Origin of the sequence: Thermogemmatispora sp. (assembly GCF_019683635.1) — a bacterium.
Lineage (GTDB): Bacteria > Chloroflexota > Ktedonobacteria > Ktedonobacterales > Ktedonobacteraceae > Thermogemmatispora.
In genome coordinates this window covers 21,704-31,160 of the sequence record NZ_JADGIA010000038.1, presented here as the reverse complement: position 1 = coordinate 31,160, position 9,457 = coordinate 21,704, and the positions used below count along the sequence as shown (strand labels likewise).

The following is a 9,457-nucleotide window of genomic DNA, read 5'->3' as shown; positions in this document are numbered from 1 at the left end:
GCCCGCAGCTCATGGCTGGCAAAGCTGATGAACTCGTCCATGCGACGATTGGCTTCGCGCAGCGCCAGGACGCTGGCCCGCGCCTCAGCCCGCTCTTCTAGCAGATGCTCGCGCTCCAGCACGAGGGTAGCCATGCGCGCCACTGCTGCCGCGAGCGCTAACTCATCGGGGCTGTAGCTGTGCTCTTCGGGGCCATAGTCAACGGTGAAGATGCCAATGAGCCGCTCGCGCAGGCACATGGGAATAACAAGCAAGGCCCGCACTGAGTAGCTGCGGATATGACGGCGCAGGTGACCGAACTCGGGCGCTTCAAGGTCGATGAGCAGGCTTTCGCCAGCACGCAGCCGCTCCAGCAGGGCCGCGCTCAGAAAGGCGCTCAGTGGGGTCCCAAGGACGATTTCTTGCCAGCGGCGTTCTTGCTGAGGAGTGACGCCCGTGACAGCTACATGCTGAACGCGCTCGGTTTCGCGCTCCAGCCCAAGCATGGCCACGCGCCGACAGCCAAGTACCTGGCGCGTCAGCTCGCCTAACCGCAACATGACCAGACGCGTCTGCCCTTCACTCTGGGACTCCTGCAGAGGAAGTGGCTCATCGTCGACCTGGACGAGCGCTTCGGCCATCGCCAGCAGGGCGCTGAGCGCGGTATGAGCACGTTGCTCCAGTCGCCGCCGCGCAGTGACTTCGCGCCCAATGATGATAGCGCCAATGATCTGTCCGCGACTGCCGCGTATGGGCGCGCCGCTGAAGCTGAAGATAGCCTCCTCTCCTCCAGCCAGCTTGATGTTGATATCAACCGCCTGTTCGCCAGCAATGGGGTACCCCTGCTGGAGAATACGCTGCAGCGGCGCAGAGGTGGGGGTATCAGCGAGCAGCAGCGCCTCCGCCGTCTCTCCAGCCTCTACCACTCCACCCTGGTCGTTCTCGCCCGCGCTGGCCAGGGCCGCCCGCCGGGCGTGATCCGGTAGCAAGAGGGGGAGAAGCCGACGGGCAACAGCGTTTACATAGACCAGGCGCCCGCGATGGTCATACAGCAGAACGCTATCGCCAATGGCCTCTAATACGGCCCGCAGTCGGCGACGGTACAGCTCAAGCTCGTGTCTGAAGACAGCTTCATCCGTGCAGGAGCCGAGCCGCTCTAGCAGCGAACGCAGATGCTCCTGCTCCTCTGGCTCACAACCCTGCAGGAGCCGTAGCAGGTACTGCCTCGCTTGCTCGTCGGCGACGTGCGCCCGCTCTGGATAGGCAATGATCCAGAGATGACAGGTTTGGACAAAGGCCAGAAAAGCCTGCAGCGACGCATAGGTGCTCGACGGCAGCAGGCGCCGCAGCTCCAGGCGAGCCTGATCAGTCTGCTCGCCCGGTAAGAGCAGCGCCCCAGCAGCCCAGAGCAGGGCCTGCTCCAGCGCTGAGGTCGGCTCGGGCCAGCTCTGGAGCGGTTCTGTCTGGGTCGCCAGTAGCTCAAGCTGGATTGTTCGCTCTTCGTCGTTCGCCAGCTCCTGGAGGAGAGCGGCGATGGCCGTGGCCCTTTGACCCTGGCTGAGAAGCCGGGCGAGCAAGTAATGAAGACAGTGGGGCACATGCCGCCGGTAGGTAAGGAGGGTAAAAAGCCGAACGCGGAAGGGCGCCGGTAGCGGACTGGTGTCGCTAATGATCTGCTCCTGCTGGCGCAACTGCTCGAAGTGCAATGGCTCAGCGCCGGCAGCCGCCAGATAGGGAGGTAGTAACTCAAACGATTCCAAACCAGGATTAGTAAACGATTCGCTGCTCTGCATGGATCACCAACGTAGCGGATGGCGCAGATGTGACATGAAGAAGGTCGGGCCGTCAGCCTTCTCGCTCGCTCCTTCTCACTATAGTAGAGGGATACAAGTCGAGGAACAAAGGTGGAAAGCATCACCACCTCGTCAGCTCCCCGGCGCGCTATGCCAGACGCGCGGTCTACCTCAGCCCCGACCCTGGTGAGCAGGGAGAGATCGGCTCGCGGTGGCCTCTGCCTTGCAGCAGGTTTCTCTCGGCCTCACCTTCTATCCATCAGCTTGCCTGCATTCTAATCAGTCATGGTTCGTTGACTTGCGAGCTTCCTCCGGCGATCCTGTGCCCGCGAAACTAACTAACGTTCAACCGGGCAGCTGCACAAAGGCAGCCCCAAGCAGCCAGATAGATAGGAAGGCGAAGAGGGCCGCTGGCTGCATTGATACAGCGGCTGCCACCGGGCACGCGTTGATTCACAATACACAGCACAAACTCCCTGCTGGGTGGGATATCCTTCGCTTGCAGCGGTCGCACCAATGCTAAAGGCAATTACCTTTTATACAGCAGGAACCCTCAATCATACGAACCACTTGACATCTCTGCATCAAGAGTGTAAACTCAACCTCAAACACTCGTGACTGCCTCTATGCCATATCTCTAGTCTACCTGCTCTGCTCACAACAATCAAGCAGAAGCAGGAAGGGGGTCGAACGGTGCTCAGAGGAAGGAGAGCGCTGGCCAGCCAGGTGCGCCAGCGGCTGCGCATCCTGATCAGCACGGGCCTCTATCCCCCCGGTTCTCGCCTCCCGAACGAGGAAGAGCTTTCTGAGACGCTAGGAGTCAGTCGTACAACGCTACGCGAGGCGCTTCAGGCATTGGCCGAGGAAGGGCTGATTCTGCGCCGGCACGGTCACGGGACCTTTGTGAACCAGCATCCGCAGCAAGTGCAGGGTAGCCTCGACCGCAACCTTGACATCAGCGAGCTGATTCGGGCCTCGGGGCACGTGCCCGGCACGCGCGACGTCGTCATTCAGACGATGCCAGCCGGGCCCAAGGTGGCCACCCGGCTCTCGCTGGCTCCCACGGACGAAGTGATGGTGATCGAGCGTGTGCGCCTGGCCGATCAGCGTCCGGCGGCTTTCTCGATCGATTTTTTGCCGACGGCCCTGCTGAAGGCGGCCAGTTATGAACTGACCGACCTTTACAGGGACTCACTCTACGAATTTCTTGTCCAGCGCCTTGGTCTCACCATCCATCACGGCCTTGCCCAGCTCCGGCCCTTGCTGGCCGAAGTCTGGCTGGCGCAGAAGCTCGGCCTCTCCCCTGGTATGCCTTTACTCTATATCGAGCAAGTTGACTATACTCTAGAGCAGAGGCCTGTGCTCTTCTCACAGGGATATCACGTTCCTGACGCCTTCGAGTTCATTCTCTATCGTCGCGGCCCTGGCGAGAGCTGACCAGGGTGAGCGATCCGATCTTCTCACTCACTCGCTTCCTCATCATGATGGTATATAATAGGGGTTGTGGGCGCGGCGCGACCAGCGCCGCCTGCTCAATCACGCCTGGAGCTTGCAAGTATGAGTACATCCGCGTCCTCCTTTACCAGGTACCGGGTCGCCGCTATCCAGTACGAACCCACGCCGGGCCAAAAGGAGCAGAACATCGGCGACCTGTTGCGTCTCGTCGAGGAGGCCGCCCGTCACGGCGCGCGACTGATCGTCTTACCAGAGCTGGCCACGACCGGCTACTGCTGGGAGTCGCGCGAGGAGATCGCCCCCTACGTCGAGCCTGTCCCCGGCCCTACCTGCCTGCGCTTCGCCGAGCTGGCCGCCGCCTACGGCTGCTACATCGCGCTGAGCCTGGCTGAGGTCGATCCCGAAAGCGACGTCTACTACAATACGACGGCTCTGCTCGGTCCCCAGGGCCTGCTCGGCAAGTATCGTAAGCTGCACTCATATATTGCTGAACCACGCTGGGCCCGCGATGGCGATCTGGGCCTGCCGGTCTGGGATACGCCGCTTGGACGCCTGGCGATCCTGGTATGCATGGACGCGATGTATTTCGAGGCCGCACGCCTGGCCGCTGTTCGCGGGGCCGAGGTCCTGCTCTTCCCCTGTGGCTGGCTAGACGAAAAGTGCCCCAGCAGCTGGTGGATGCTGCGCGCCTTCGAAAACGGCGTCTACCTGATCGCCGCTAACCGCTACGGGCGCGAGCGCGGGGTGCAGTTCAGCGGTGGGAGCTGCATTCTGAATCCCGACGGCTCAATCCAGGCTTACCGCGACGATGGCGAAGGTATTGTCTACGGCGAGGTCGATCTAGAGCGCTGCCGCAACAAGCAGTGGGGGCCTGCCGGCGAAGAGCCGCTGGGTGACCGCCTGGCAGATCGTCGCCCACGAGAATATGTCTCGCTGGTGCACAATACCTATCTGTGGGAGCCGCTGCGCTTCCACGGCCTCTATCAATCCCACGAGCTGCCGCCCGGCCAGCTCTCCTGCGCCGCTTTTGTTCAGCTTGAGCTGCGCGAGGTGCTCGCCGCGCCCGAGGAGGAGCAAACAGGAGCTACTGTCACCGTCTCGAATGAGGAGCGTCTGGAACGTCTCCGGTCGCTGGTGCGCTCGCTGCTGCGCGTCCATGAACCTGCCTATCCCGATGTGCTGGTGCTGCCCGAGCTGACGCTACCAGGACCATTCGATCCCTCCCATCCCGATTTCGCGGCCCGGATGCGCGCCGGCGCTATTCGCGTGCCCGGCCCCGAGATCGAGGCTCTGGTAGCCCTGGCCACGGAGTTCCAGCTCAGCATTGTGCTGGGGGTCGCTGAATGCACATATGCTGATGGAAACGCAGAGCCAGTCTACTATAATACGGTGCTGTTGCTCGATCCCGAGGGAGTTCATGGGACCTACCGCAAGCTGCATCTCACGCGCGCCGACCAGCGCTGGGCCAGTCCGGGCAATCTGGGCCTGCCAACCTTCGATAGTCCCGTAGGGCGCATCGGCCTGGCCACAGGCTACGATGTGCTTTTCCCGGAGACGCTGCGCGTGCTGGCGGGCAAGGGCTGCGATCTCGTCTGCGCACCGACGCTGCTCAATTTCCCCAGCCCCATCGGACTGGGGCCGACGGCGATCCCTTTCGGCCCACACGTGGCCCCCGAGGGCTACGATCCCTTGCATTACCTGCCCTGGCGCATCCGCGCTGCTGAGCATCATGTCTACCTGACCATTGCCAACTGGAGCGGCGAGGCCAGGGGGGTTCGCGCCAATGGCTTAAGTGGCATCTACTCGCCTTCCTGCTCCAGCTACCCCTGGCGCGAAGTAATCGCCGAGGAGGGCGAGTCAACGCTGATGCTGATGACAATCGATACGCGTGAGCAGCGCACTGGTCGGCGCTCGACGACGCTTTCGCCAACCTATATGCCCGGCGATGTAGCCGGCTCCTTGACCGGCGAGCTGGCCTACGATATCCGCGAGACCATCCCCGGCAACGTGGTCCGCGCCAAGCCACTCCTGCGCAAGCGCCAGCCGCTGTGGTACCTGGACCTGGTGCGTCCTGCTGCCGGTGTGACCTCCTCCGCTCCGGCAGCATCGCCCGCCACGCCAGCCGCACGCTGACTGGTGAGGGCCGGCCCCGCACCTGCCTGGGTGTGTCATTGCCTTCGGCTTACCCTACCGGCGCGTCCAGCAGCGCGGTCGCTGGCGACAAGCCAGGTCTCACTGCTGGCGTGCCGCTTTTCTTGCAGGCATCAGCCTGAGTGATCGCTGCTATCTGCTGAAATTCTCTGGTTGCACGAATGAATAGTTCAGCTTTGTTCGCTCAGTTTCAGAGCCGTCTGAGCGCCGCCGGCGGCGTAGCCCACTGGGCCGAGGACCTGGCTCAGGCCGCTGAGATCATCGCTACCCATCCCGCGCTCGCTGAACAGCGGCTGATTATCCCGCCTGCTTTTGCGGCTTGCCAGCCCTGGGGGGCCCTCCTGCCGCTTTTGAGCGCGCGCGGCATTCGTCTGGAGGAGGCCACGATCCCCGAGCGCGTCGCCGATGCCCCGGCGGGCCTCTCTTGCGCCTCCCTGGCCATCGCCGAGACCGGCTCGGTCTTCCTGGCCGACAACGCCCTGGCGGCGCGCATCGTGGGCATGCTGACGCTGACCCACTTCGTTCTTGTCTCCGCCGGGCAGCTGGTTCCGCTCCTCGATGAGGCAGCTACCTTGCTCCAGACCTTGACTCGCCCGGGTCCTCAGCAACAGCACTATATTTCCCTGGTCACCGGCCCCAGCCGCACCGCCGATATCGAACGCACTCTGACGATCGGCGTGCAGGGGCCACGCGCGCTCTGCGTGATTGTCGTCGCTACTCCTGCAAGTGACCCATCTCTCTCTCGTGAAGAAGTAAAGGACAGGGATAATGAGCTATAAGGAGCATGCACAGGCGAACCAGGCGCAGACTCTGACCTCCCAGCCAGGCACTGCTAGACCAGTCCCGGCTGTCCACGATATGCCCCCGTTTGCGGAGCGCTTGCAGCGAGGCCTGGAGGATGAGAACATGCACCGCGCCCTGGAGCGTTTCGCGCCCAGCTGGCGTCAGTCGCGCCAGGCCCTCTTCGAGGCCACAGCGGCAGAATACGGTTCTGACTATAGCTTTGCCGCCCTGCGCCAGCGCCTGCGCGCCGCCAAGGACGAGGCCATTGCTCACCAGGAGGAGCTGGTGGCTCGCTTCAAGGAGCAGGCCACAGCCGCCGGCGCCGTAGTCTATGAGGCCCGCAGCGCCGAGGAGGCCAACCGCTATATTTACGAACTCTGCCGCCGCAAGGGTATCACGCTGGTCGTTAAGTCCAAGACGATGGTCAGCGAAGAGATCGAGCTGAACCACTATCTGGAGGAACGAGGGATCAAGGCCGTCGAGACCGACCTGGGCGAGTGGGTGGCGCAGCTTGACCATGAACGCCCTTCGCATATGGTGATGCCCATTATTCATAAGACCCGCCAGCAGGTGGGCGAGGTCCTCAGCCGCGCCACCGGACGCGAGATCTCGCGCGAGAACGTGGCCGAGCAGGTGGCGGTTATCCGCCGCGAGCACCGCCAGGCGTTCCTGACCGCCGGCATGGGCATCAGCGGAGCCAATGCCCTCATTGCCGAGAGCGGCACCGTGATGCTCAATACCAACGAGGGCAATGGGCGCATGGTCACCTCGCTACCGCCAGTGCATGTGGTGCTGGCCGGCTACGATAAGCTGCTGCCCACCTTCGCCGATGCCATGACGCAGATCCGCTTGCTGGCCCGCAGCGCGACCGGTCAGCCCATGACCAGCTATACGACCTTTATTACGGGACCAGACCGGCCCGGTAAGGAGGTGCACATTGTCCTGCTGGACAATGGACGCAGCGCCATGCGCGCCGATCCGCGCTTCAAGGAGGCCCTGCGCTGCATTCGCTGCGCCGCCTGCGCCAACATCTGCCCCCCCTACCAGCAGGTTGGCGGCCACGCCTTCGGCTACATCTACAGCGGAGCCATCGGCCTGGTCGTGACGCCCTTCCATCATGGCCTGGAGGCCGCCGCCGGTCCGCAGAGCCTCTGCGTGAGCTGCAACGCCTGTGAGACCGTCTGTCCCGTGGAAATCCCTCTGCCTTCCCTCATTCTGGATGTACGCAGCCGCGTGGCGACCAGCGAGGGCCTGCCGTGGCTCAAACGCCTCATCTTTGGGGTTTTGGCCCGCCCACGCCTCTTCGATCTGCTCACGCGCCTGGCCGCCCTCGGCCAGTGGCCAGCCACCAGGGGCACGCCCTATGTGCGCTATCGCTACCTACGCCTCTTCGAGCGCCTGCCGGGCCTGCGCCCGCTGGTCCAGTTGACAGGCTGGCGCAGCCTGCCAGCCTTTGCTCTTCGCCCCCTGCGCGATCGCATTGGGGACCGCGCCAATCTGGCCGCTGCTCGCCAGGAGGGGCGCCGTTCCGACGAGCTGACAGTCTGCTATTTTGCCGGCTGTATGACCGACCGCCTCTATCCCGAGATGGGAGAGGCCGTCATCCAGATCCTGGAGCGCTGCGGCCTGCGCGTGGTCTTCCCGCGCGCTCAGCATTGCTGTGGCCTGCCAGCCCTCAATTCAGGCGACCGCCAGCACGGTGTGGCAATGGCCAAGCAGACTGTGCGCATGCTGGAGCGCGCCCTCGACGAGAGCGGGGCTGACTACATTGTCTGCGCCTCAACCAGCTGCGTTGTTACCCTCATCCAGGATTACTTGCGCCTCTTTGAAGATCTCCAGCTGCAGAGCTGGCTCAACCGCACCCGCGCGCTGGCCGGGCGCATCATGGATTTCACTAGCTTCCTGCTGCGAGTCCTGGTAGCTCAGCAGCGACTGCCAGCGCTGCGCCGTCCCAGGTCCGGGTCGGCGCCTGTCGTGACTTATCACGATTCCTGTCAGTCGTGCAACTGCCTGGGCCTGCGCACAGAGGCACGCCAGGTCATTCGCGACGTGCTTGGCCTGGAGCTGCGCGAGATGAGGGACTCCGACGTCTGCTGCGGCTTCGGCGGCTCTACCTCGATCGAGCACCCAGAGATCGCCGAGCGCCTGCTGGAGAGAAAGCTGAGGCACGCCGAAGAGACCGGGGCCACACTGCTGGTCTCCGACAATCCTGGCTGCCTGATGCACTTGCGCGGCGGCGTTGACGCCAATGGCCGCCCTCTGCGCGTGCTGCACCTGGCGCAACTGGTGGCGGAGTACCTCGCCTAGCCGCTTCAATCGAGAGAAGCAGAGCACTCAGGGCCGCTCCCCCTGGCCGGCAAGCGCTTGCCAGCGGGGACGGCCCTGATGGCCTTCTGCCTGGCACGCAATTGCATTACAACGAACTGCAGAGTATACTGTTAATGCACTGGGGCGAGGGCCGCCTCTTCCCTTTTCAAGCCGGCTCTCTCCTCATCAGCGCAGCAACTATTTTTCAGCGAAATTGAAACGCAACGCTTGATCAGACTGGCGTTGTGGGAAAGGCGGTCAGCCGTGAGCTGCATCTTCTGTGAGATGATCAGCGGAAAAGTGGAGGCCAACTTTGTCTATCAGAGTGATGAGGTGGTGGCCTTTTTGAGCGAAGAGCAGCCCAATCCTTACAAAGTGGTGGTCGCTCCACGCAAGCATGTTGAGACCATCTACGATCTCGATGATCAGCTTGCCGCCCGTATCTTCCAGGCCACCGTTCACGTGGCTCGCGCCATCCGTCGCGCCAGCAACTGCCCAGGGCTAAGCCTGGTTCAGGCGAATGGCCACGCCGCTCAGCAGCGCGTGCGCCATTTCCATCTCCACCTGCTGCCTCGCTTCCCTCACGATACCGCTCTGGGCCGTGTCTTCCTGCGCTGGGAGGACTGCCCGGCGGAGCGCAGCGAGCTGGAACGGCTAGCGGCAGATCTTCATGCCCAGCTCTCTCACCAGAGCCATCTCTGCTAAGCTTACTGAGCGACGTGACTGCGCACCTGCCCGGCGTCCATTCAGCTGGAGCTGGGCAGGCCGAATCAAACCCACGTTCGCACTCTACTGCTTTCCCTCTGGCATGACAGCTTTTTCAAGCAGAGGGATCAATCATCGCTTTTCTCTCTCCTTACTACCTTTTCCTCACAATAGATCGTTGTTTGCGAGCAGACTGGCAGAACCGTAAATAACCCGATCAGTTGTTCCTCTGCTGGCGCAATATCCCCTCATCCTTTTCGAAAAAAATGCTCCACTTAAATTGA

6 protein-coding genes are annotated in these 9,457 nt (G+C 62.8%); 5 read left to right on the top strand and 1 reads right to left on the bottom strand.

Translation table 11 applies throughout. The features are described from left to right. A partial coding sequence (locus IRZ31_RS06590; protein ID WP_297151311.1) for a GAF domain-containing protein occupies positions 1-1,772 on the bottom strand: 1,772 nt, incomplete at its 3' end. A gap of 693 nt (positions 1,773-2,465) precedes the next feature. Here IRZ31_RS06590 and IRZ31_RS06585 point away from each other — a divergent pair. The 5 genes from IRZ31_RS06585 (at position 2,466) to IRZ31_RS06565 (ending at position 9,173) form a co-directional block, all read left to right on the top strand. Then, positions 2,466-3,209 (top strand): GntR family transcriptional regulator, encoded by a 744-nt coding sequence (locus tag IRZ31_RS06585; protein WP_297151308.1) that lies wholly within the window; start codon positions 2,466-2,468, stop codon positions 3,207-3,209. A gap of 120 nt (positions 3,210-3,329) precedes the next feature. Continuing rightward, entirely contained in the window at positions 3,330-5,360 is a 2,031-nt protein-coding gene (locus tag IRZ31_RS06580) for a nitrilase-related carbon-nitrogen hydrolase (protein WP_297151305.1), read from the top strand. 194 nt (positions 5,361-5,554) lie between these two features. Further along, positions 5,555-6,157 (top strand): lactate utilization protein, encoded by a 603-nt coding sequence (locus tag IRZ31_RS06575; protein ID WP_297151302.1) that lies wholly within the window; start codon positions 5,555-5,557, stop codon positions 6,155-6,157. Continuing rightward, the gene (locus IRZ31_RS06570; RefSeq protein WP_297151299.1) at positions 6,147-8,468 is read left to right on the top strand and encodes an LUD domain-containing protein; all 2,322 of its coding nucleotides are present in this window, start codon (positions 6,147-6,149) and stop codon (positions 8,466-8,468) included. Before IRZ31_RS06575 ends, IRZ31_RS06570 begins: the two co-directional genes overlap by 11 nt. 264 nt (positions 8,469-8,732) lie before the next feature. Further along, on the top strand, positions 8,733-9,173 hold the full coding sequence (locus IRZ31_RS06565; RefSeq protein ID WP_297151297.1) for an HIT family protein: 441 nt from the start codon (positions 8,733-8,735) through the stop codon (positions 9,171-9,173). Positions 9,174-9,457 lie beyond the last annotated feature (284 nt).